The sequence below is a fragment of the Alishewanella sp. HH-ZS genome (genome assembly GCF_001704375.1).
GTDB lineage: Bacteria > Pseudomonadota > Gammaproteobacteria > Enterobacterales > Alteromonadaceae > Alishewanella > Alishewanella aestuarii.
The window spans coordinates 1-19588 of record NZ_LZEJ01000021.1 but is presented as its reverse complement, the minus strand read 5'-3'; the positions used below and the strand labels follow the sequence as shown (position 1 = coordinate 19588).

The following is a 19588-nucleotide window of genomic DNA, read 5'->3' as shown; positions in this document are numbered from 1 at the left end:
TTAAATTAATGATAAGTATTTCATAAGGGATCTTATGCGTATAGCAGTAATAGGTGGCGGTATCGCCGGTATGCTCAGCTGGTATTTACTGAAGCAAAAATACCAGGTGACCTTGCTGGAAGCCAATGATTATCTGGGCGGCCATACCGCGACCAAGCTGGTGGAATATCAGGGTAAAACCTATCCTATCGATACCGGTTTTATAGTATTTAATAACTGGACCTATCCGGTGTTTAATAAGTTTATTGCCGAATTGGGTGTGGCATCGCTGCCTACTGAGATGAGCTTTTCCGTTAAAAATACTCAACATAATCTGGAATATAACGGCAATAACTTCGCCTCGTTGTTTGCGCAGAAGCGAAATATCCTGCGGCCATCGTTCTGGAAAATGCTGCTGGAGATTGTGCGCTTTAACAAGCTTGGTAAGCAGTTGGTTGCCGAAGATCATGCGGATCTGGATTTGGATCTCGGTACCTTTCTGGATAAACATGGCTTTGGTAAAGGTATTCGCGATAACTATTTAATGCCGATGGGCGCGGCGATTTGGTCAGCCGGTTTGACCGAAATGCCAAAATTTCCGGTGCGCTTTTTCCTGCGCTTCTTTAACAATCATGGTCTGCTGAATGTCAATGAACGGCCACAGTGGGCGGTCATTAAAGGTGGCTCCCAAAGCTATGTTGACGCGCTGCTGGCAAAGGCGGGCACTGATAGCATTCGCTTAAATCAGCAGATCAGCGGTGTACGCCGTGACGAGACGGGCGTGACCATTCAATTTGCGGACGGTCATACCGAGCAGTATGACAAAGTCGTGTTTGCTTGCCATAGCGATCAGGCATTAAAGCTGTTGCAGGATCCGAGTAACGCGGAGCAGCAAATTCTCGGCGGTATTGCCTATCAGGAAAATGAGGTGGTGTTGCATACCGACACCTCTTTGTTGCCAGAGCGCAGAGCCGCCTGGGCCTCCTGGAACTATAACCTGGACAGCCAGCACAGTGACCGCGCCACCCTGACTTACAATATGAATATGCTGCAGCGCTTGCAGGCACCTGTCACCTTTTGTGTTACGCTGAACAATACCCAACGTATTGCTAAGGATAAGATTTTGGGGATCTATCACTATGCCCATCCGGTGTATAACCATATGACCTTAGCTTGTCAGCAGCAACGCAGCCAAATTAACGGTCAGCGGCATAGCTATTTCTGCGGTGCCTACTGGTATAACGGCTTTCATGAAGATGGCGCCCGTAGCGCAGTTGATGTTGCCGCCCTGTTGGGAGTGGACTACTGATGCAGCCCGGTCACGCTGTCTATTGTGGCCGGGTCGGTCATAAGCGCTTTTTGCCAAAGCAGCATGGCTTTGATTACCCCTATGCTGCCTACTGGCTGGACTGCAGCCAACTGACCCCTGCCAGCTTAACCGCGGTGGGTATTCAGGCTGAACGTTTCGGCGCTATTAGTTTTCGCCGTGCCGATTATCTGGCGGGTGATGCTGATTTAGCGCAGGCGGTACGCGATAAGGTACAACTGCTGGGTGGTACAGAGCCAATCGCCAAGGTGTTTATACTGTCACCACTGGCCAGTTGGGGGCTTTATTTTAGTCCGCTGACGCTGTACTACTGCTATAACGACAGTGGTGAATTGCGTTATTTGCTCTGTGAAGTTACCAATACGCCGTGGAATGAGCGGCACTATTATTTGCAAACGCTAAGTAGCGAACAGCAGCAGTATCAGCATCAAAAAGCCTTTCATGTCTCGCCCTTTAATCCGCTGGATATGGAATATCGCTGGCAGATTGAGGAGCCCACTGAGCAGCTGTTTTGCAGTATTACCAATTTAAAGCAGCAGCAGGCGGTATTTAGCGCCTGGTTTAAATTACAACGCTTTGCGCTGACCCAGGCGGTACGCCGGCGGATCCTGATCCGGCAGCCGTGGCAAAGCGTACAGATTATGAGTCGTATCTACTGGCAGGCATTGAAGCTTTTGATAAAACGCGTTCCGGTGTATGCCCACCCTAAATCCCGAGGTTCTGAGTCATGAGTTTATCGCTAAGCGAAAAAGCGGTGTTTGATAATTTAGGCTGGTTTGACCGGCTGTGTCGCAAATTTACCCTGAATTTTTTAAGTCAGTTACGCCATGGCAGTATTACCGTAATAGAAGCCGGTGAAGCGCAGCAGTTTGGTGATGCTGATGCCGAACTAAAAACCACTATTACAGTGACCGATCCAGCCTTTTATCAAAAACTAGTTCTGGCTGGTTCAGTGGGTGGGGGCGAGGCCTATATTCACGGCTTCTGGCGCTGCGATAACCTAACCGCGCTGGTGCAAATTTTCGCTCGTAACCTCGACGTGCTGGATAAGATGGACTCGACTTGGGCGCGCTTGAGCCGGCCAATGCTTAAGCTGCTGAATTTCCGTAACCGCAACACGATTTCACAGTCCAGACGCAATATTGCTGCCCATTATGACCTGGGTAATGCCATGTATCAGCTGTTTCTGGACCCGAGTATGATGTATTCCAGTGCGGTCTATCCGTCAGCAGACAGTACACTAGAGCAGGCACAACAGCATAAGTTGCAGCAGATCTGTGAACGTTTGCAGTTAAAAGCCTCTGATCATCTTATTGAAATTGGTACCGGTTGGGGCAGTATGGCGATCTATGCCGCCCAGCACTATGGTTGTAAAGTCACCACCACCACGATTTCACAGCAACAATATGATTATACTAAGGCGAGGGTAGCTGAGCTTGGCCTGCAGGATAAAATCACCTTACTATTTGAAGATTATCGCTTACTAACCGGTACCTACGATAAGTTAGTCTCCATTGAAATGATCGAAGCCGTCGGCGATGATTTTCTGGATAACTACTTCGAAAAGTGCAGCAGCCTGTTAAAGCCGGACGGCATTATGGTGCTGCAAGCGATTACGATGGTCGATCACCGTTATCAACAGTATGTGCGTGAGGTCGACTTTATTAAACGCTATATTTTTCCGGGCGGTTGTTTACCCTCAATTAGCCGGATGGCCAGTGCTGTAGCCAATAAAACTGATCTGGTGATCCGTCAGGTACAGGATATTGGTTTTGATTACGCCAGAACGTTAAAAGACTGGTGTGATAATTTTATGGCACAGCGTGATGCGGTGCATCAGCTGGGTTATGACGATAATTTTATTCGGTTGTGGCACTTTTACCTGTGTTACTGCGAAGGCGGCTTTCGTGAGCGCGCCACCAGTGCGGTGCATTTGGTGCTCAGTAAACCACAGAACCGCAGTGTGTTTTAACCCACTTTAAAGAAGCATCAAAACAACAACGCCGGCATTTTGCCGGCGTTGTTGTTTGCAGCATACCGTCACGCGTCAGCAGCCGGTTGTTCCGGTACTAACAGCAAACCTTGCTCAGTGATCACAATTTTGCGCTCTTTATATAAGGTACCGATAGCCTGTTTAAAGGCTTTCTTGCTGGCACCAAATTGCTGATAAATCAGCTCCGGTGCGCTCTTATCGGTTAACGCCAGTTTACCGCCGTTCGCTTTTAACTGCTTTAAGATCTGGTTACCCAGCACGTTAGCTTGCTCAAAGGTTGCTTTGTTCAGCCGTAAGTCGAGCTTACCATCATCACGAACCTTCACCACATAAGCGGTCAGCTTGTCACCGCGGCGCAGCGGCTTAAATACTTCATTGTTATATAACACGCCAAAATGCTGATGATTAACGACGGCTTTGTAACCGAGATCGGTCTGCTCACTGATAATCACTTCTACCTTGTCACCCTCTTTATAGGGCGCCGCGGTTTTATGCAGATGGCGATCCAGCTTGGTTGAGGCGACAATGCGGTTACTGACATCAACATAGCAATACACCAGATAGTGCTGGCCGACTTTTAGTGGAATTTGTTGTTCACTAAAGGGCACCAACAAATCTTTTTTCAGGCCCCAATCTAAAAAAGCACCGACTTTAGTGCTGGCGACGACCGGTAAATAGGCAACCTGGCCCACCATCACTTTCGGACGCTCGGTAGTGGCGATTAATTGATCTTCGGAGTCGAGATACAGAAACACATTCAGTTGTTGACCAGGCTGTAAACCCGCCGGTGCGACATTGTTGGGCAGTAAAATTTCGCCCCAGCTTTCGCCATCCAAATAAAAACCGAACTTAACCTGTTTCTTTACGGTTAGGGTATTAAGGGTACCCAGTGACATCATCGCTATTTTTGCCTTATTACAATCAAATAGCGGCTAGTATAGCGGTTTTAACGCTTTGCTGCTGCATAATCGCAGCAGCAGGGCTATAACTTGATAAAACCTTTAGTCAATAACGGCGTTGCGGGTGCTTTTTTCCGATCAAACTTCTGCCAGATTTTCTCGTGAAAGAAGTAGCCCACAGTGTTAACGGCTGGCTCGATAATGGCCACCAGACCGCCTAACACCAAATCACCGGTGATCAGGTAAGTTACGCCAAAGGCAATACTAAAATGCATAATGGCAAAGGTAATGGTTTTAATCATAACGGGTCTCCCGAATCATCTGCTTAAGTAAATGATAGCGGTTCTCATTATTAATTAAAGTGAATAAATAAAATTGTGTTAATCAGAAAATGTGATGAATCTTTCGTGCTTTGGCAGCGTAAAATGGCAAAGTTCGCGCAGGTTCGTGCAATAGAGAAAAAGGTGGCAAGGTGGATTGTCGGCAATTGCTGGATATTAAGCAGTACGAGTTTTTGATGAATTATTTTATGCGCCGCCAGCAGGAGCTGAAAGTAGCGGAGCTAAATGAGCCCTATAGCTATGATGGCTTTAGCCTTTACGACCAACTGTTTCAGCAAATTACCAAAGAAGCGGAAGTCGCTTATATTGAATGCTTTGCCGAGCCACCACCGCCAATCGCCTTAACCAACCTGTATCACTTGGCTGAATTAGAACTGGCGGGGCGCCGGCCAAGAATTAAGGCTCCGACCTCGTTACAGTAACGGCTTATTCCTCGAGTCGCTTTAAGGCGTCAACCAGCATAGGCACATTGAGCGGATCGTTAAGTGGCACCAGGGTACCTGCCGACCAGACGCCGTAGCTGCCGTCCTGGCGCAAGATCATCATCTTATCTTTGCGGATACTGATAATATCCTGCTGACTGATATTCAGTTTGGGCAGGGTTTCCGGCTGAAATAAATTGTCTCCCAGCCAGCGGTTTTCCGTTTCACAGCCAATACTGCCCAATAAGGTCGGTAACCAGTCCAGTTGCTGACTACCATGTTGCCGGGCCTGACTTAACAGCGCCGGCCAGCGCAGATAGGCTGTAACCGGCGCCAGCTGAAACTTGGCATTTTCACTATGTAACGGCACGACGATTAGCCGGCTAAATTGCTGGTATTCTGACCAATGCCGGGAAAAGTCCGCATCAAATACGATATTTAGCCTGGCAGGGCTAAGCTCTGTGTTGGCCCAGGGTAGTAACGAATTCAGCTCTGGTGTGCGGTTAACCACTTGAATGTCAGTAGCGTTAACGCTGTTAAGCCAGGCCGGTATCATCTGCAGTGCGCTGGCGGCATCTGCTGTCGCTTTAAACTGACCGTACAGCAGGTTTAACAGCGCTTCAGCAGCATTGTTTGGGGCGAAATGCTGATCATGGCTGCGCAGGCCCTGTTGCTGTAACAAAGCTAATTGTTCCGCTGTGATGCTGGCTGTAACTAATAATAAGGTCGATTCGGTAGCGCCGGCCTGGCAGCTTAACAGCTGGCTGCTGCGATTGGCATGTTCCAGGCTCAGCTTATCGGCCTGGCGTTTGGCGCGAGCGGTTAAATCTACCAACTGATAGCGAGCCAGTAAGCTTTTCGCTGTGGCCGGGTAGGAGAAAGGCAGCACATTATCCTGGCGGGTAATATCGAAATTCAAGCGGGCATCGGCGTAGATGTGCAGCAGATGGCTAAGCATAAAACTACCAAAGAACAGAGCCAAAGCCGGTTGACCGATACCTGAGGCGGAAAGGCGGCTGATTTTTTTCCAGCAAAAGTTACTTAACCAGATCTGCAGCGTTAGCAACAGCGCACCGACCAGCGTGACAATTAATACAAAATTGCGCAAGTTGGTGACCACCTGCGCCCTGAGTAAGGCCAGCGTTTGGTCATAGGACGCACTGCCAAGATGATAACCAAGCTGGTTATAGACATAGGCATCAAAAATCAGCAGTACCATGCCAATGGTGGCCAGAGTTGCACCCAGGCCGCGGACATGTTTTTGATAAGGAAAGATCAACGACAGTGGGAATATGGTCAGAATAAAGAACATAAAGCACAAAAATGCAGTATGTCCCAACCAGTTAACCAGCAGATACACACTGCCCAACACCGTTTGTGGCAGGGGCTCTGACCACCAGAAACTGCTGGTTATCAACAGTGCCAGCAATATATTGAAAAAGGTAAACCAGTGCCCCCAGTTTAGTAACCGGTTAACTTTTTTGACTAAGGACAGGTTTTGTTCCAGCACCATAAGGCTTAATGCTTGTCGCTTTGAATGGCGTCAGCCAGAGCCTGGCTAAAGCTGCTGGCGACGGCGGTACGTTGCGCTGCCGGCACAGAGGTATTGATAATATGGCTAACCGCATTACCCAAACACATCAGGCTTAGCTCAGTGGTGGCGTGTTGCTGGTGCAGGGTGTCGAGCAGTTGATTGACCAGCTTTTCAATCTGGCTACTGGAATATTTTGATACAATCGGCATGGATTACTCAGATTAAAGACGCATAAACAGATAGAATAGTAACAGAATTCAGAATAAACAGGAAAATTTATGTCGGTAGAGATGCAGCATCTGGCCATTAATTATATTGCGCTAACAGACAGTGGTGAGCACCAGGCCCACTATCGGGAGGCACTGATTGGGCGTAGCGGCGCCGTAGCAAATTTGGTCGAGCAGCTTCACCTGGCTTATAACGGCAAGCCGGCCAAAGGCTACGCTGCCTTTGAAACTGAAAAGTCACCCAAGGTGGCTTTGGCGCTGGCTGACTGGCAGAGCGGCAACAGTGATTATCTGGGGTTTAGCCGTGCTACCACCGACGCGCTGGTGCAGGAGTTATCCCAGCATCAACTGCCGGAGACCGGTTATTTATTGCTGGCACATTACCGCTACCTGGCCAGCGAATTTTTATTGATCTGCCTGCTGGGCAGCAAAGATCACTTTGAATTAACTGAGCAGCTGGAGCTGGCAACTTCCCGCCATTTGGATATCAGCCGGATGCAGCTGGCAGCGCGGTTGGATCTGACCGAATATGCGGTAAACCGTGAGCAGGGGCATTACATCAGTTTTATCCGCGGCCGCGCCGGACGTAAGGTCGCGGATTTCTTTCTGGATTTTCTGGGTTGTGCCGAAGGCACTGATGCCAAAGCAAACAGTCAACTGGTATTAGCTTCGGTGGAGGAATATCTGGGGGCGGCAGAATTTGCGCCGGAAGAAAAAACCGCAGCAAGGCGCCAGGTATTTGATTATTGTGAAGAGCGTGCGAAAGCCGGACAAGAAGTAGTGTTAGCTGAGCTGTCTGCCGTGGTCGATCCGGAGCAGGAAAACGGCTTCCTACACTATTGTGCCGAGCAACAGCTGGCAGTAGCGGAGCAGTTCCCGGTAGAAGTTAAAGAGCTTAAAAAGCTGGTAAAGTTTAACGGTACCGGCGGTGGCTTATCGCTCAGCTTTGATGAAAAGCTGCTCGGTGAGCGGGTGAGTTATGATCTGAGAACCGATACCCTGGTGATCAAAGGCACTCCGCCTAATCTGCGCGATCAGCTGCAGCGCTTTCTTCAGGGCTATTCGGCTTTTGAGCAGTCGTAGCGGCTGCCGCCGGTGCTGTAGCAGAGGTGGCTGAGTCTGATGCCGCCGCTGTGGTATCGGCTGGCGTCGGTTGTTTCGGTAAGGCTTCTGGCAGGGCTTTTAACGCCGGCATTTTCATTTTGGCCGAGTGCTTAACCAACAGCACATTGCCGATAATAAAACCAAAGGCCAGTAACAGCGCCCAGAATAATGGCCAATTCATGGTAGTGCCTCGCAAATGTTACAGATAAAGCGCCGGTACAGCTCAGGTAAATGTGCCAGTACAGTCTGTTGTTCGGCAATAGGGTGCTGTTGCAGCACTAAGCGCAGTTGTTCCAGCGTCAGTGCCTGTTGGCAGCGTGCCGCCAGCGGTTGATAGCTCAGATGCCAGGGTTCAGCCGCGACCCCGCCTTGAAACTCGCGATACGGTAAAAAAAAACCATACTGCGCAGCATGCTGCGTCAGCCATTGACTTAAGCGATAGAAGGGGCCGCCGGCGCTATATTCACTCTGTTGCAGTTGTACCTGGTAGTCGTTACTGACCGCAGCGGCATCATAAATATCCAGGTCACTGCCCCAATGATGACGACTGGCGCCGGGCAGTGCAGAGTACAGCATAATGGCTTCCAGCTTCGCCAGACCCTGATAGTGTTCAATCTTTAGCAGACGCTGCCAGCGGTCAAATACCGGGCGGCGACCTTCGCATTTGGCTTGCCAGATCGCGGCCTGGCGTTCAAAGCTGCGCCAACCGGATACCAATCTGATTGCGATCCCCTGCTGCGCGGCTGCCTGCTGCATTTGCCGGTAAGCGGGTATCACGGCCTGATGCAATTGCTGGTTATGTTCGACCAGTTGCATCGGGCCGGCATCCTGCCCGGTCAGAAGCGCCGGGCTCAGTTCAGTTAACTGCATGGCTGAGCCGTTGTTGCAGGTTAACCAGCAGGGCGTGATAAATATCCGTCAGCTGCGTCAGATCGGCTATAGCCACGCATTCATTGATTTTATGAATAGTGGCATTAATTGGGCCGAGTTCTATTACCTGAGCCCCGGTAGGTGCAATAAAGCGGCCATCCGAGGTACCGCCAGTGGTTTCCAAACGTGGTGTTATACCACGAACCTGTTCTACCGCCGCGACGGTCGCCGCGACTAAATCACCGCTGGCAGTTAAAAATGGCAGACCGTTCAGCGTCCAGTCCAGCTGATAGTTCAGGCCGAAGCGATCCAAAATGGCGTAGACCCGCTGTTGTAAAATATCGGCCGTGACCTCAGTGCTGTAGCGAAAGTTAAACATCACCTTAAGTTCACCCGGGATCACATTTGACGCACCGGTACCGGCATGAATGTTGGCAATCTGGAAACTGGTAGCCGGAAAGAAGGCATTACCCTGATCCCAGATCTCTGCCGCCAGTGCCGCTAAAGCGGGAGCGGCTTTATGCACCGGATTATCCGCCAGTTGCGGATAGGCAACATGGCCTTGAATACCCTTAACCGTTAAATGGCCGGTTAAGGAGCCGCGGCGGCCATTTTTAATGACATCGCCAAGTTGCTTACCACTGGACGGCTCACCGACCAGACACCAGCGGATTTTCTCCTGTCGCGCTTCCAGCGTTTCCACTACTTTCACGGTACCATTGATAAAGGGGCCTTCTTCGTCACTGGTGATCAGATAGGCCAGATCAAAGGCAGGCTCCGGATATTCATCGATAAAACGCTCTGTTGCGACCACCATCGCCGCTAAGCTGCCTTTCATATCGGCCGCGCCCCGCCCAAACAGGGTGTCACCGATAATGGTTGGCGTAAAAGGAGGAGTATGCCATTGTTCCAGCGGGCCAGCAGGAACCACATCAGTATGTCCGGCAAAACAGAACAGCGGCTTACCCTGGCCGCGGCGAGCCCACATATTTAACGTATCGTGAAAGGGCAACATCTCAATCTGAAAACCAAGTTGTTGCAGGCGCGCTGCCATTAACGGTTGGCATCCCGCATCCTCCGGGGTGACTGACGGCCGGGCCATCAGATCCATTGCCAGCGCTAAGGTTGGATTTGCGGCTGGATCTACTAGATTACTCATACTGCTGCCTTAGGATTAGTTAGTAATATCTTGATAACTCTGCTCGGAAAAACCGAGTAAATAGCGCTCGCCCGCTACCAGCAGTGGTCTTTTGATTAAGGCGGGCTGTGCCAGCATCAGACTTAGCGCTTTTTGCTCGTCCAGCTCCGCTTTGTCAGCGTCGTCCAGGGCGCGCCAGGTGGTACCGCGGGTATTCAGCAACGATTGCCAACCAAGCTGGGCAGCAAACTGTTCTAACAGTTCTGCAGTTAACCCATCCTGCCGGTAATCGTGAAACTGATAGGGTTGGCTGCGTTGTTCGAGAAAGCGGCGGGCTTTTTTTACGGTGTCACAATTTTTAATACCATATAATGTCATCATGCTGAGGTTCTGCTCGTTTGAATAATAAAAAGAGGGTCTTGGGCAGCGTTGACCTTGGCTTGCCGGCAAAATACTTTGCTCTCTGCCGGTTTGGGCAAATCGAGCACCAGCGCACAGTACAGAGCATCCAGTTCCAGTTCTAATTCCAGAAATGCCAGATCCAGCTGCAGTAATGGTTGGCCGGCATTCACCTGCAATTGCCGATTGCTTAGCCAATGCAAGCCGCGACCGTGCAAATCAATGATATTTGACGGTAACTCTAATAATAACCGCAGCCCGGAAGCATGGCGCAATACTAAGCGGCGTTCGGTATCAAGCTGGGTGGTGAACAGACCGGCAAAGGGGGCGACGATCAGGCCATGCTGTAGCTTTGCCGTAATCGCAACCGGTAACAGGTTCTGCTGGTATAATGGTTCGGGATGTTGCTCTGCCGGCAACACAGCCCCGGTGAACGGGCTTTTGATCGGGGCGCCTGTTATTTTTCGCCAGTCTTGCTGCCAACTGATCACAGTATCACCGTAACTCCATCAATCTGATGTGCTGATAATAACGTAAAGGATCAACAGATGCAGTAGTTTGTGCTGAAATCCGTGAGTCAAGGTAAGGTGTTTTAGCGAAAATAGAGTGTTTCAACGCTTTGATAAAAATTAGCGTCGAAATAGGTTGTTTTTGATAGTTAAAAATAGACCAGAGGCTAGCGGGGTCTGAATTTATCCTGCAAAGGTTGTCCACAGTTTCTGTGGATAACTTTGTTGAAAACCTCTGCTGTTAATCGCCATGTTATTGTATTTAATCTGTATTATTCGATGGCATGAATTTTGATAGCCTGTTAGTGGGCAAGAATTCTGTAAAAAAGCGACAAAAATGAAGCTTTCGATTTCTGAATAGTAGCAAATGCCGTTGTAACAAAAATGTATCTGGTTTAATGCGCTGGCGGGAACGCATGACCGAAAAAGCCGGCAGCTATCAGCTGGCAACTATGCTAGAGTAAAGAGAGTCTAATCCTGAGTAATGGTCGTTAGAGAGGGGAGATGTAATGCGGATTACCTGGTTTGCAACTCTGAATACCGGCTGGAAGTACAGCCATACCTGGCCGGCGAAACCTGAGCTTAATGCTATCTTCCCGGAAAACAAAGTTATTTTTCTGACTAAGCAAGCTGCCCGCTACTTGCCGGTGCTGGCGATAGTCACTGCGATACTGCAGATTAAATTATTAGGTGTTAGCTTTCTTGGGCCGGCAGTGGCGATGATGTTGCTGTTGGCTTCAATGCCACTGCAAGGCTGGTACTGGCTTGGGATCAGAGCTAACAGCGCATTACCGCCGGCACTAATCAACTGGGGTAATGAGATCCGTGAACAGATCCAGCAACACGCAAAAACCACCGCTTTGCCGGGCAGCCCTAAGAATTACTTCGATCTTGCCCGTTTGTTGCAGTTAGCTTATCAGCAGCTCGATAAAACTGTGATGCGGCGCTGGATTTAACATCACCCGGGCCGTTAAAAAAGGCCCGGTGGTCGAGGTTGACGTTACTGCGTGCTGTTCAGATCTTGGTTAGAGTGCAAATACAGACCAGACCGGTGCGTGATCTGAAGGGCGTTCCAAACCGCGGATCTGATAATCGATTTCAGCTTCGGTACAAAGCGCAGCCAAGGGGGGCGTGGCCATGACGACATCGATGCGCAGGCCACGATTGTCATCAAAACCCTTAGAGCGATAATCGAACCAGCTATATTGGGCGTCACGCGTTGGGTGTAGCGCGCGGAACGTATCGACCAGACCCCAGTCTTTCAATTGTTGTAACCAGGCCCGCTCTTCCGGTAAGAAGGATGTTTTGCCTTCCCGTAACCAGCGTTTGGCATTGGCTTCACCAATGCCGATATCAAGGTCAATTGGTGAAATATTAATATCACCAATCACCGCCAGATAGTCTTTACTGCTGTCATGGTATTGCTCAAGATATGCCTGTAGGTCGGCATAAAATTTGGTTTTAGCGGGAAACTTGGTTTCATGGCTACGGTTCTCTCCCTGTGGGAAATAGCCGTTTAATACCGTGAGCTGTTTACCGTCAGCCAGTGCGAACTGGCCAATCAGCATGCGCCGCTGCGCGTCCTCACTGTCAGTAGGGAAGCCATACTGCATCGACAATGCTGGCACTTTGCTTAAGATGGCAACGCCATAATGCCCTTTCTGACCAAAGTGATATACCTGATATCCCATGGCCTGTACCTCGGCCAGCGGAAACTCGCTATCCTGTACTTTTATTTCCTGCAAGCCGATAATGTCGGGCTGATGTTTGTCGATCAGCGCTTGCAGCTGATGCAGGCGTGCGCGAATGCCGTTAATATTAAAAGAGATGATCTTCATTGTTATTCCAGATAATTTTTTCGTTGCGCGAATAGGCTGGCTCGATAATAGCACGCATCAGACAAGCGGCGAAACGCCGTGACCGTTAGTTCCGTAATAGTGACGACTAAGTAGACAACATGCAGCACATTAAATACCAGATTTCCTATAGTCAGCGGCGGCGTACGGTGCAGCTGGCGATCCGTAATGGTGAGGTTTATGTCAGAGCTCCGGCCACGATCTGCCGGCACTGGCTAAGTGCCTGGCTGCAGCAGAAAGAACTCTGGGTTCAGCAAACGCTGGCGCGCATTACAACACCGCCGATACTGCCGTGGTTACAGCGGGATAGGATCCTGGTCTCGGGACAGGCAGTGCCATTTCGCTGGCAACTGGCGGCAAAAAGTAGCGTCAATGTTGACGCAAACGGGCTTGAGCTCAGGCTATCAACAAAGATCGCCGCGGAGCGACATGAACATTATGCGCGAAAATTGATACAACAGCATTTTACTGAGCAAGCCTTACTGGAGTTGCCCGTGTTGGCAAACGAGCTTGCCGCGCGGTTACGGCAGACATTAGGTCCGGTTGTTGTCGGTAACTGGCGCAGCCGGTGGGGGCATTGTAAACAAAACGGCGAGCTGGGCTTTAACTGGCGGTTAATGCAAGTGCCGCTCTGGGTCCGGCGCTATGTAGTGATCCACGAGCTGGCGCATTTGCAGCATATGAATCATTCACCCGCATTCTGGCAGTTGGTGCAGCAACATTGTCCACAGTATAGAGAAGCGAAAGCCTGGCTTAAACAACACCAAGCCGAACTGTTGAATTAGGGGTAAAAAAAGCCGACCATCAGGTCGGCAACATAAGGACATCGATTAAAGGAGAGATGTTCACCAGCTTTACTTCACCTAATCAGACTCTGCGCGCAGCAAAAAATTCCCGCTGGTAGCGATTTTTTTTAAAACATTTTGGCATTAGGCTACCAGTTCTGGTTTAAACTAGTGCTCTTTCCAGTTAATTATGACGTGTTCAGCGTTTGCCAGGGCTTTCAAGGCAAGGCGACTCGTTGAAGGCATAGTGGCGCTCTGTCGAGACGAGACAACGCGGCATTGGAAGTCCTGGCAAACGCCCGTAGGGTCGGTTTAAAATGCCCTCAGACGTCGTTGCTTGTTTTTGATTTAGCGCCACTAAACCTGCAAACAAGCGCCTTGCCTGAGGGCATTTTAATTCCGACTGAATCATTCATAATTAACTGGAAAGAGCACTAGCGCCTAAACCGTGTCACTACAGCAACAAAACTCAATAATAAGCTCAGACAGAGTACCCGACAATGACCAATCCGTTACGTTTATTACAACTGTTGAAACTACTTGATCTCACCCGGCTGACTGAAGCAGATAGTCAGGCTGAGATGGCCGCCTGGCTGAATGCCATCCCGGCTTTGCCTGCACCTGTTGCCGCGCTCTGTGTTTATCCGGAGTTTTTGTCTCAGACGGCGGACTATCTGGCCGCAGCCGCTAAGGCAACCGAGTTGGCGACAGTTGTTAATTTTCCCGGCGGTGACCAGCCGCTGGCACAGGTTCTGGCTGATATTGCACGCTGCCGGGCCTTGGGCGCCACCGAAATTGATTGTGTGTTGCCGTACTCACAATTACTGGCAGGTAACGAGTCTGAGGTGAGTGCTTTTCTGACCGCGGTCAGAGAGGCCAGCCTGGGGTTGGGGCTGAAAATAATTATTGAATCAGGTGAGTTACTGACGGCGCAGCAAGTGACTAAGGCTACCGAACTGGTTATTGCCAGTGGCGCCGACTTCGTTAAAACCTCAACCGGTAAGGTACCAGTGGGATGTACACTGGAAGCGGCCAGGATCATTTTGACCAGTATTGCGGCAGCAGAGCGCCCGGTGGGCTTTAAAGCCTCCGGTGGTGTTAAGACAGTTGAACAGGCATTGCAATTACTGGAACTGTATGAAGAGATCACCGGACTGACGGCGACCAGGCAAGGTATGCGCATTGGTGCCAGCAGCTTATTAACTGAATTATTACAGCTGTTACCCCGTTAAGTGAAGTAGGGCAGCTCCGTTCGGCTTGCCGTGCGGTGCTGTTCCAGAATCAATAGTATTGGTCACTGCGTTCCGCTGTTCAATGCTACGCATTGTCAAACCTGACGAAGGTTCTCACCTTCCCCTAAGTCGTATTTGCTAAGAGTGGTTTAACGTAGGAATTTGACGCTGAGAAGGAGAATGGTGGAGGGGGAAGGATTACTCGCTGCGCTCGCCTTACAGGCCAGCGTCACTATGTTCCGCTGTTCAATGCTACGCATTGTCGAACCTGACGAAGGTTCTCACCTTCCCCTGAGTAGTATTTGCTAAGAGTGGTTTAACTTAGGAATTTGGTGCTCAGAAGAAGAATGGTGGAGGGGGAAGGATTCGAACCTTCGAAGGCAGTGCCGGCAGATTTACAGTCTGATCCCTTTGGCCACTCGGGAACCCCTCCACGAGTGCGCGCATCTTATCAAACTGAAGTTTGATGTAAAGCATTTTGCTAAAGTTTTTTGACCGTTTGCCGATTAACTCAACAGTCGTTGTCTGATGGCATCAGTATGCAGCCTATTATCAATGAATGGCAGTTAGGGGATCGTTTAGGTAAGGCGCTGCAGCATCAGCAACGGGCTGATTTTGCCCTGTGGTTAGCGTTCTTGTCTCCTGCAGTTGAGGAGATGGCAGAATTTCAAACGCCAGTAAATCAGGCTGAGCAACCCAAACATGATCTGTACCAGCAGTTAGCGGTCAGTAGACGTCGCCCGTTCGCTTATCAAACCACAGACGAGCTGGCCTTATTGCAACAGAGCCAGGCCGCGCAGCAAGGTTTGGCGCAATTAAAGCTGTACAGTTATCTACAGGAACAGCCCTGGGTGTGGCAGGAAGATAAGCGTAAACTCGAACCTCAGGTGGTTGCCGACCTGGATTTGCACTGTCGCCGTCGGTTGGCTGGGGATAAAATGACCCCCTCTGTCAGTGATGAAACTGCACTTTACGAGATCCTGGAACAGTTATCAGCGACGCAGGTTTGATGAGCTGTAGCGACCCGTGCTGATAACCACAAAATCACCCGATAAAGCACAGCATGCTCGATCCTGCCCTTTCTCTAGTGCATCCTTTATCCTACTGCCGTTCTATCGCAATTGACCACTAGGCAAATGAGTTTGGCAGCGCTTAAATTTTTTACCGCTACCACAGGGGCAGGGATCATTAGCGCCCAATTTAATCGCCGGCAACGCAGTAAGCTTACCGCTGGTATAATACCAACGATCCTGAAAGATAAAGTCCGAGACTTCCGCGATAAACTCCAGCTTGTTGTGCTGAATAAAGCTGGCAATAAAACTAACCTGTCCCTGCTTCGGCTCGGATATGGTGTGTTTCACTTCTAGTTTGCAAAAATGTACCGCTTTGGCAAAAGCTTCCAGCGCGGCAGCAGATTCGCTGGCCCGTTGCTCTGCGGCAAGGGTGGCAAGCAGATACTGACTGTCGGCAACACAAAAGGCACTATACCGAGAACGCATCAGGCGTTCACAACTATCAGGTTGAGCCTGCCCACTTAAATAGGGTTGGCAGCATTCTGCAAAAGCCTTACCTGAACAGCAATAGCATAACATCTTATCTCTCCGGGCCGACCTGTTCCGCACGCGTTACCGTACTCTTCATGTCATTGGTTGCGAGGGTATTACGCTATTAGTTTAACGACTTTGCTGCAATGCTGATAGCCCAGGGGCAGCGGCTGTTATTAGTGAGCCGCCGTCGTATCTGTAGGCAGTATATGCAAGCTACATTGTTGCTGTATGGCAAAAGTCTGCAGTAGCTGCTGTTGCTGAGACGGTAATTTCTGGCAACAGATCACCGCCTGGCAATCCGGGTTCTGTAATGTCGCTTGGATCAGCTGTGACAAGTCGGCTGTTGCTTGAGTATGAACCACGAGAATATGCTGTAATGGCAACTGACAAGCTTGCCAGAATGCTTTTGCCGGTTTAAAACCAGGGGCGATTAGAACAATCCAGCCGCTCGCTTGGCGATACTGTTGTAACAGCTTAAGTAATTGCAACTCGCTGCTGTGTTGTTGCAATTGCTGCCAGTGATTTGCTGTGCTGCTGGCAGCTTGATGCTGACTCGATTCAGTTTGGTAAGAATGGTTAGATACAAACATGGCAACCTCTATCTGTGTATTTGTACAGTGTATGCATATACAGTAGTTGCTGTTTAAATAAAAAGCAAGTGCTTTTCTGCAGGCAATTTTGCAGTCGCCTGTCATGCAACTGTCATTTTAAGGTTCTACTATTCGCCAGTTATTGCTGGCGGAGCCAAAAGATGGCGGTTTCTGAACTCTGTTGCACAGAACTGGATAAAATTTTACATAAACGGGCGTTACAGCCAGTGTTTCAACCCATTCTGAATTTGCAGGACGGTACTGTCATTGCCTATGAAGCGCTGATCCGTGGCCCCTCTGATAGCCCGTTACATTCGCCACTACAATTATTTAAAACTGCTCTGGGCTGTGGTCAGCTGGAGCAATTAGAGATGCTGTGCCGTGAGCTGAGTATAGAGAGCTTTGCTAAAGCAGAACTGAATAGCAAACTCTTTCTTAACGTCAATCCACTTATCTTACTGACGGCAGACCATCCCAGCGGTTTGACCAAACAACTGTTAAAGGCGGCACAGATTGACCCCTCGGAAGTGGTGATCGAAATTTCCGAACAGTATCAGGTGGAAGATGCCGGTTTACTGGTTAAAGCTGTGCAGCATTATCGGGAGCTGGGCTTTCAAATTGCGATTGATGATTTAGGCAGCGGCTTTTCAGGTTTGAAACTGTGGTCTGAATTACAGCCTGATATTGTGAAGATTGATCGGCATTTTATTAGCGAACTGGACAAAGACCTTACCAAACAAGCTTTCGTGCGCAATATTGTTAGTCTGGCCAAAGCGATTGGCGCAACCGTAGTGGCTGAAGGAATAGAAACCGCTGAAGAGTTAAGATGGTGTCGTGAACTGGGCGCCGATTTGGGACAGGGCTATTTGTTAGGACGGCCTCAAGCCAGTTTTGCCGATCCGCAACGTTGTCGGACGCTGTTTAGCACTGAACTTCACAGTGAAATCAGTTCTGAACAAGTCGAAGCCTTGTTGCTTGAGGTGGCCGCTGTCAGTCCACAGCAGACGGTTGCCCAGGCAGCAGCCCTATTTCAATCAGATAGTCAGTTGCAAAGTTTACCGGTAGTTGAACAGGGCCGACCTGTTGGTTTGATTTGCCGCACTGATCTGCAAGCCTTGCTGGCGCAGCCTTTTGGCCGGGCACTCTATGAAAAGAAATCTTTAGCCAGTGTGATGAACCGGCAACCGGTAGTGGTTGAGATCAGTGCCACGCTCGAGGAGGTAAGCCAGCGTGTCGCTGACGATGAGCACAATGCCGCCAGCTGGTTTTTTATTATTTGCCGTCAGGGTGAATATCGTGGTCTGGGTTCAGTAAGGGCTCTGCTTAAACAAATCAGTGAACGCAAGCTACAATTAGCTCGCTATGCCAACCCGTTAACGTTATTACCGGGTAATGTGCCTATTTACCAGCGTATTGATAAATTGCTGCGACAAAAAGCCAATTTTGCGGTTGCTTATCTGGATCTGAATCATTTTAAACCTTACAACGATATCTACGGTTACAGTAAAGGCGATGCGGTGTTATTACTGGTCGCCGAGCTATTACAACAGCATATTTCGTCGCAATCCTTTGTTGGTCATATTGGTGGTGATGATTTTGTGCTGATTGCTGAGCCTGACGAATGCGAAACGCTTTGCCGGCAAGTTGTGCAGCTTTTTGCTAAGCGTATCGCGTTGTACTATCGGCAAGAGGATCTGCGTCTGGGGGGTATCACGGCGTTAAGCCGTAACGGTGATTCCCGCTTTTATCCACTATTATCTCTCGCAGTTGGTATCGCCCTTCCTGATCCGGCGCAATGCTTTAGCCATCACGATGTCGCGGCGCTGTCTGCTGCCGCAAAGCAGGAAGCAAAGCGTCTCGGCGGCAATACGGTGTTTATTTCACGCCGTCGCGGACCTGAGCGGCAACATATAAATGTACTGGCTGGACCATCTGTTGCCTGATTTACGTTAATATAGCCTTTTTACCAGCAACAGAGAGCAATAGATGTTGTTAGATGCTTTTGTCAGTCGGCAGGGAGAGGCTTTTAGCTTTAGCCGGCAACATTCCTGTACCTTCGCCAAGCAAGTCGCAGGAGACTTTAATCCTATTCATGATGTCGACGCCAAGCGTTTCTGTGTGCCAGGCGATCTGTTGTTCAGTTATCTGCTGAGCCGGTATGGTGTAAGCCAACAATTAAATTGCCAGTTCTCGGGTATGGTCAGCGCGGATGTGTTACTGCACTGTAAGATCATTGCAGGTCAAATCCAGGTCTGTGACGAGCAGGACCGGGTTTATCTGACCATTCAATTTAGCGGCGAGCATCGCCACGACCTGAGCGTTATCGAGCCATTGTTTCAGGACTATGTCCGATTTTCCGGTAAGAACTTTCCCGACATTCTGCAACCGCTGATGGCGGAGCAGGGCGTGATGATTAACCCGCAGCGACCTTTAGTCATTTATGAAAGTATGTCGCTGTCTTTTCAACAACTGCCAACCTCTCCAGTTAAGTTGGCGCTGTCAGGCAGTAAATTAGAGGTCGAAGGTAAACGCGGCAATGTGACATTAAGCTTTACACTATCCGAGCAAGGCGTCGTTATCGGGCAGGGAGCCAAGAAAATGATCCTAAGTAACCTGCAACCTTATGATGAAAGTCTGATGCAGCAAATGGTTACTGACTATAATAACCGCCGTTCCGCTGCAGGTTGCTACGATTTGGCCGTTTAACAGCGGCTGTTAACGGCCGCCAGACGATCCAAATCAAGCTTTTGTGCAAAAAACAGTCGAACAAACGCATTTTCAAAAATACTGCTTGCAGGCTGTTCTAAACTCCCTATAATGCGCATCCACAGACGGG

Annotated in this window: 23 protein-coding genes, 1 tRNA gene and 1 other RNA gene; 11 read left to right on the top strand and 14 right to left on the bottom strand. The window is 49.6% G+C overall.

The window, feature by feature from the left end; genetic code table 11:
- Positions 1–34 precede the first annotated feature (34 nt).
- The 3 genes from A9165_RS09860 to A9165_RS09850 are packed head-to-tail and all read left to right on the top strand — an operon-like array spanning position 35 to position 3278.
- Positions 35–1288 carry an NAD(P)/FAD-dependent oxidoreductase gene (locus A9165_RS09860; RefSeq protein ID WP_065955754.1) on the top strand — a complete coding sequence of 418 codons (1254 nt, stop codon included), beginning with the start codon at positions 35–37 and terminating at the stop codon, positions 1286–1288.
- A complete protein-coding gene (locus A9165_RS09855; RefSeq protein WP_065955753.1) occupies positions 1288–2037 on the top strand; it encodes a DUF1365 domain-containing protein in 750 nt (249 codons plus the stop codon). Before A9165_RS09860 ends, A9165_RS09855 begins: the two co-directional genes overlap by 1 nt.
- Complete coding sequence (locus tag A9165_RS09850) at positions 2034–3278, top strand: cyclopropane-fatty-acyl-phospholipid synthase family protein (protein ID WP_065955752.1); 1245 nt, start codon at positions 2034–2036, stop codon at positions 3276–3278. The genes A9165_RS09855 and A9165_RS09850 overlap by 4 nt, the downstream gene beginning before the upstream one ends.
- 68 nt (positions 3279–3346) lie before the next feature.
- Here A9165_RS09850 and A9165_RS09845 read toward each other — a convergent pair whose 3' ends face one another.
- Both A9165_RS09845 and A9165_RS09840 read right to left on the bottom strand, forming a co-directional pair.
- Positions 3347–4198: a S1 RNA-binding domain-containing protein gene (locus A9165_RS09845; protein ID WP_065955751.1), complete on the bottom strand. Its 852-nt coding sequence runs from the start codon at positions 4196–4198 to the stop codon at positions 3347–3349.
- An 83-nt stretch (positions 4199–4281) separates the two neighbouring features.
- Positions 4282–4500, bottom strand: a complete 219-nt coding sequence (locus tag A9165_RS09840; RefSeq protein WP_008610476.1) for a DUF2061 domain-containing protein — start codon at positions 4498–4500, stop codon at positions 4282–4284.
- A gap of 170 nt (positions 4501–4670) precedes the next feature.
- Here A9165_RS09840 and A9165_RS09835 point away from each other — a divergent pair, with 170 nt between their 5' ends.
- Positions 4671–4961, top strand: coding sequence for a hypothetical protein (locus A9165_RS09835; RefSeq protein ID WP_065955750.1), 291 nt, complete (start codon positions 4671–4673; stop codon positions 4959–4961).
- 4 nt (positions 4962–4965) lie between these two features.
- Here A9165_RS09835 and A9165_RS09830 read toward each other — a convergent pair whose 3' ends face one another.
- Both A9165_RS09830 and A9165_RS09825 read right to left on the bottom strand, forming a co-directional pair.
- Positions 4966–6474 carry a DUF3413 domain-containing protein gene (locus A9165_RS09830; RefSeq protein WP_065955749.1) on the bottom strand — a complete coding sequence of 503 codons (1509 nt, stop codon included), beginning with the start codon at positions 6472–6474 and terminating at the stop codon, positions 4966–4968.
- 5 nt (positions 6475–6479) lie between these two features.
- Positions 6480–6704 carry a DUF1414 domain-containing protein gene (locus tag A9165_RS09825; RefSeq protein ID WP_008952008.1) on the bottom strand — a complete coding sequence of 75 codons (225 nt, stop codon included), beginning with the start codon at positions 6702–6704 and terminating at the stop codon, positions 6480–6482.
- A 69-nt stretch (positions 6705–6773) separates the two neighbouring features.
- Here A9165_RS09825 and yejK point away from each other — a divergent pair, with 69 nt between their 5' ends.
- A complete protein-coding gene (yejK, locus tag A9165_RS09820; RefSeq protein ID WP_065955748.1) occupies positions 6774–7805 on the top strand; it encodes a nucleoid-associated protein YejK in 1032 nt (343 codons plus the stop codon).
- Here the strand turns inward: yejK and A9165_RS09815 are convergent.
- Genes A9165_RS09815 through A9165_RS09795 form a run of 5 tightly spaced genes read right to left on the bottom strand, consistent with a single transcriptional unit; the run spans position 7744 to position 10724 of the window.
- Entirely contained in the window at positions 7744–8007 is a 264-nt protein-coding gene (locus A9165_RS09815) for a DUF2897 family protein (protein ID WP_065955747.1), read from the bottom strand. The two genes, yejK and A9165_RS09815, sit on opposite strands and share 62 nt — an antisense overlap.
- Positions 8004–8696, bottom strand: coding sequence for a M15 family metallopeptidase (locus tag A9165_RS09810; protein WP_065955746.1), 693 nt, complete (start codon positions 8694–8696; stop codon positions 8004–8006). Before A9165_RS09810 ends, A9165_RS09815 begins: the two co-directional genes overlap by 4 nt.
- Positions 8683–9855, bottom strand: a complete 1173-nt coding sequence (gene dapE / locus A9165_RS09805) for a succinyl-diaminopimelate desuccinylase (RefSeq protein ID WP_065955745.1) — start codon at positions 9853–9855, stop codon at positions 8683–8685. Before dapE ends, A9165_RS09810 begins: the two co-directional genes overlap by 14 nt.
- A 15-nt stretch (positions 9856–9870) precedes the next feature.
- Positions 9871–10215, bottom strand: a complete 345-nt coding sequence (locus tag A9165_RS09800) for an ArsC family reductase (RefSeq protein ID WP_065955744.1) — start codon at positions 10213–10215, stop codon at positions 9871–9873.
- On the bottom strand, positions 10212–10724 hold the full coding sequence (locus tag A9165_RS09795; protein WP_065955743.1) for a PTS glucose transporter subunit IIA: 513 nt from the start codon (positions 10722–10724) through the stop codon (positions 10212–10214). Before A9165_RS09795 ends, A9165_RS09800 begins: the two co-directional genes overlap by 4 nt.
- Positions 10725–11251: 527 nt before the next feature.
- On the opposite strand from A9165_RS09795, the gene yfbV reads away from it, so the two are divergent.
- Complete coding sequence (gene yfbV / locus A9165_RS09790) at positions 11252–11698, top strand: terminus macrodomain insulation protein YfbV (protein WP_065955742.1); 447 nt, start codon at positions 11252–11254, stop codon at positions 11696–11698.
- A gap of 69 nt (positions 11699–11767) precedes the next feature.
- Here the strand turns inward: yfbV and xthA are convergent, their stop codons facing one another.
- The gene (gene xthA, locus A9165_RS09785; RefSeq protein WP_065955741.1) at positions 11768–12580 is read right to left on the bottom strand and encodes an exodeoxyribonuclease III; all 813 of its coding nucleotides are present in this window, start codon (positions 12578–12580) and stop codon (positions 11768–11770) included.
- A 119-nt stretch (positions 12581–12699) separates the two neighbouring features.
- Between xthA and A9165_RS09780 the strand changes: the two genes are divergently transcribed.
- Positions 12700–13383, top strand: a complete 684-nt coding sequence (locus A9165_RS09780) for a M48 family metallopeptidase (protein ID WP_065955740.1) — start codon at positions 12700–12702, stop codon at positions 13381–13383.
- 500 nt (positions 13384–13883) lie between these two features.
- Entirely contained in the window at positions 13884–14615 is a 732-nt protein-coding gene (gene deoC, locus A9165_RS09775; protein ID WP_065955739.1) for a deoxyribose-phosphate aldolase, read from the top strand.
- Positions 14616–14796: 181 nt separating this feature from the next.
- On the opposite strand, the gene A9165_RS09770 is transcribed toward deoC, so the two are convergent.
- Together A9165_RS09770 and A9165_RS09765 are read right to left on the bottom strand one after the other, a co-directional pair.
- A non-coding RNA gene (locus A9165_RS09770) (RtT sRNA) lies at positions 14797–14920 on the bottom strand.
- A gap of 43 nt (positions 14921–14963) precedes the next feature.
- A tRNA-Tyr gene (locus A9165_RS09765) sits at positions 14964–15048 on the bottom strand.
- Between the two features lie 106 nt (positions 15049–15154).
- Between A9165_RS09765 and A9165_RS09760 the strand changes: the two genes are divergently transcribed.
- The gene (locus A9165_RS09760; RefSeq protein ID WP_065955738.1) at positions 15155–15625 is read left to right on the top strand and encodes a VC2046/SO_2500 family protein; all 471 of its coding nucleotides are present in this window, start codon (positions 15155–15157) and stop codon (positions 15623–15625) included.
- Between the two features lie 102 nt (positions 15626–15727).
- Here the strand turns inward: A9165_RS09760 and A9165_RS09755 are convergent, their stop codons facing one another.
- Both A9165_RS09755 and A9165_RS09750 read right to left on the bottom strand, forming a co-directional pair.
- Positions 15728–16114: a YchJ family protein gene (locus A9165_RS09755; RefSeq protein WP_255365692.1), complete on the bottom strand. Its 387-nt coding sequence runs from the start codon at positions 16112–16114 to the stop codon at positions 15728–15730.
- Positions 16115–16335: 221 nt separating this feature from the next.
- Positions 16336–16752 (bottom strand): SulA-like leucine-rich domain-containing protein, encoded by a 417-nt coding sequence (locus tag A9165_RS09750; protein ID WP_065955736.1) that lies wholly within the window; start codon positions 16750–16752, stop codon positions 16336–16338.
- Positions 16753–16913: 161 nt separating this feature from the next.
- Between A9165_RS09750 and A9165_RS09745 the strand changes: the two genes are divergently transcribed.
- Together A9165_RS09745 and A9165_RS09740 are read left to right on the top strand one after the other, a co-directional pair.
- Entirely contained in the window at positions 16914–18695 is a 1782-nt protein-coding gene (locus A9165_RS09745) for a phosphodiesterase (RefSeq protein WP_065955735.1), read from the top strand.
- A gap of 43 nt (positions 18696–18738) precedes the next feature.
- The gene (locus A9165_RS09740; protein WP_065955734.1) at positions 18739–19458 is read left to right on the top strand and encodes a DUF3581 family protein; all 720 of its coding nucleotides are present in this window, start codon (positions 18739–18741) and stop codon (positions 19456–19458) included.
- Positions 19459–19588 lie beyond the last annotated feature (130 nt).

Coding starts and splice junctions, on each gene's coding strand:
- A9165_RS09860 (WP_065955754.1), top strand. CDS start 35: ATGCGTATAGCAGTAATAGGTGGCGGTATCGCCGGTATGCTCAGCTGG.
- A9165_RS09855 (WP_065955753.1), top strand. CDS start 1,288: ATGCAGCCCGGTCACGCTGTCTATTGTGGCCGGGTCGGTCATAAGCGC.
- A9165_RS09850 (WP_065955752.1), top strand. CDS start 2,034: ATGAGTTTATCGCTAAGCGAAAAAGCGGTGTTTGATAATTTAGGCTGG.
- A9165_RS09845 (WP_065955751.1), bottom strand. CDS start 4,198: ATGATGTCACTGGGTACCCTTAATACCCTAACCGTAAAGAAACAGGTT.
- A9165_RS09840 (WP_008610476.1), bottom strand. CDS start 4,500: ATGATTAAAACCATTACCTTTGCCATTATGCATTTTAGTATTGCCTTT.
- A9165_RS09830 (WP_065955749.1), bottom strand. CDS start 6,474: ATGGTGCTGGAACAAAACCTGTCCTTAGTCAAAAAAGTTAACCGGTTA.
- A9165_RS09825 (WP_008952008.1), bottom strand. CDS start 6,704: ATGCCGATTGTATCAAAATATTCCAGTAGCCAGATTGAAAAGCTGGTC.
- yejK (WP_065955748.1), top strand. CDS start 6,774: ATGTCGGTAGAGATGCAGCATCTGGCCATTAATTATATTGCGCTAACA.
- A9165_RS09815 (WP_065955747.1), bottom strand. CDS start 8,007: ATGAATTGGCCATTATTCTGGGCGCTGTTACTGGCCTTTGGTTTTATT.
- A9165_RS09810 (WP_065955746.1), bottom strand. CDS start 8,696: ATGCAGTTAACTGAACTGAGCCCGGCGCTTCTGACCGGGCAGGATGCC.
- dapE (WP_065955745.1), bottom strand. CDS start 9,855: ATGAGTAATCTAGTAGATCCAGCCGCAAATCCAACCTTAGCGCTGGCA.
- A9165_RS09800 (WP_065955744.1), bottom strand. CDS start 10,215: ATGATGACATTATATGGTATTAAAAATTGTGACACCGTAAAAAAAGCC.
- yfbV (WP_065955742.1), top strand. CDS start 11,252: ATGCGGATTACCTGGTTTGCAACTCTGAATACCGGCTGGAAGTACAGC.
- xthA (WP_065955741.1), bottom strand. CDS start 12,580: ATGAAGATCATCTCTTTTAATATTAACGGCATTCGCGCACGCCTGCAT.
- A9165_RS09780 (WP_065955740.1), top strand. CDS start 12,700: ATGCAGCACATTAAATACCAGATTTCCTATAGTCAGCGGCGGCGTACG.
- deoC (WP_065955739.1), top strand. CDS start 13,884: ATGACCAATCCGTTACGTTTATTACAACTGTTGAAACTACTTGATCTC.
- A9165_RS09760 (WP_065955738.1), top strand. CDS start 15,155: ATGCAGCCTATTATCAATGAATGGCAGTTAGGGGATCGTTTAGGTAAG.
- A9165_RS09755 (WP_255365692.1), bottom strand. CDS start 16,114: ATGCGTTCTCGGTATAGTGCCTTTTGTGTTGCCGACAGTCAGTATCTG.
- A9165_RS09750 (WP_065955736.1), bottom strand. CDS start 16,752: ATGTTTGTATCTAACCATTCTTACCAAACTGAATCGAGTCAGCATCAA.
- A9165_RS09745 (WP_065955735.1), top strand. CDS start 16,914: ATGGCGGTTTCTGAACTCTGTTGCACAGAACTGGATAAAATTTTACAT.
- A9165_RS09740 (WP_065955734.1), top strand. CDS start 18,739: ATGTTGTTAGATGCTTTTGTCAGTCGGCAGGGAGAGGCTTTTAGCTTT.